The 1,763-nt window shown below is 50.3% G+C and carries 1 protein-coding gene; it reads left to right on the top strand.

All coding sequences use genetic code 11. The features are described 5' to 3' along the window. Positions 1-99: 99 nt before the first annotated feature. The coding region (bamA, locus tag ACTHUT_RS19680) for an outer membrane protein assembly factor BamA (RefSeq protein ID WP_440419508.1) at positions 100-1,763 on the top strand (1,664 nt) is incomplete at its 3' end.

Raw genomic sequence — 1,763 nt, 5'->3', positions numbered from 1 at the left:
CGCATACAGGCAGTCGGCCTGCGCTTCGGACTGGCAGCCATGCTTTTGATGATGGCTGTGGCTTTCTTTAATGACATCAACCGTTTGTTTGGATAATTTATGAAACTGAACCAGATTGCTTCCGCTTTAATGGTATTGAGCCTGTCTCCACTGGCATTGGCTGACTTTACCATTCAGGACATCCGCGTCGAAGGCCTGCAGCGCACCGAGCCGAGTACCGTCTTCAACTACCTGCCCGTTAAAGTCGGTGATAATTTCAATGATGCGCGCAGTGAAGAAATCATCAAAAAACTCTATGCAACCGGTTTCTTTGACGACGTACGCGTCGAGACCATGGACAATCAAGTCCTGCTGACCGTGATTGAGCGTCCGACCATCAGCTCGCTCAATATTACCGGCGCGAAAATGCTGCAAAACGATGCCATCAAGAAAAACCTTGAAGCCTTTGGTTTGGCGCAATCCCAATACTTCAACCAAGCAACGCTGAACCAAGCCGTTGCCGGTTTGAAAGAAGAGTATTTGAGCCGCGGCAAACAGTCGGTCAAAATCACGCCGACCGTTACCAAACTTGCTCGCAACCGCGTGTCTATCGATATTGCCATCGAAGAGGGCAAATCTACCAAGATTACCGATATTTCCTTTGAAGGCAACGAAGTTTATTCCGACCGCCGCCTGCTGAAACAAATGTCCCTGAGCGAAGGCGGCATGTGGACTTGGGTGACCAAGAGCAACCAGTTCAATGAGCAAAAATTTGCTCAGGATATGGAAAAAATCACCAATTACTACCAAAACAACGGCTACTTCAACTTCCGCATTTTGGATACCGATATCCAAACCAACGAAGACAAAACCAAGCAGACCATTAAAGTAACCGTCAGCGAAGGCGACCGCTTCCGCTGGGGTAATGTACGCATCGAAGGCGATACGCTGGAAGTGCCGAAAGAAGATTTGGAAAAACTGCTGACCATGAAGCCGGGCAAATGGTACGAGCGCGCACAAATGTCCAATTCGCTCGAAGCCATCCAAAACCGCATGGGTCAGGCAGGTTACGCATTCAGCGAAATCAATGTCCAACCGATTCCCAATGCCGAAACGCATACTGTTGATTTTGTGCTGACCGTCCAACCGGGCCGCAAAATCTATGTAAACGAAATCAACATTACCGGCAACAACAAAACCCGTGACGAAGTTATCCGCCGCGAGTTGCGCCAAATGGAATCGGCGCCTTACGACTCTGCCAAACTGCAACGTTCTAAAGAGCGCGTTGAGTTGTTGGGCTACTTCGACAACGTTCAATTTGATGCGGTTCCTGTGGCCAATACCCCCGACCAAGTTGACCTGAACATGAGCCTGACCGAACGTTCGACTGGCTCGCTCGACTTGAGCGCAGGTTGGGTTCAGGATACCGGTTTGGTAATGTCTGCCGGCGTGGCTCAAGACAACCTGTTCGGTACGGGTAAATCCGTTGCCCTGCGCGCTTCCCGCAGTAAAACCACAGTAAACGGCTCGTTGTCGTTTACCGACCCATACTTCACACCTGACGGCGTAAGCTTGGGCTACGACCTTTACGGCAAGACTTACGACCCGCGTAAAGCTTCTTCTAGCGCGAAACAATATAAAACCACGACTTTCGGCGGCGGTTTGCGTATCGGTATTCCGGTTACCGAATATGACCGTGTGAACTTCGGTTTGGCCGCAGAGCGTCTGACCGTGAACACCTACAAAGGCGCGCCTAAACGCTATGCCGACTTTATCAACCAATA

The sequence above is a fragment of the Neisseria sp. P0022.S010 genome, from assembly GCF_051956635.1.
The sequence above is the reverse complement of the archived record's forward strand: the minus strand, read 5'-3'. Positions and strand labels throughout refer to the sequence as shown.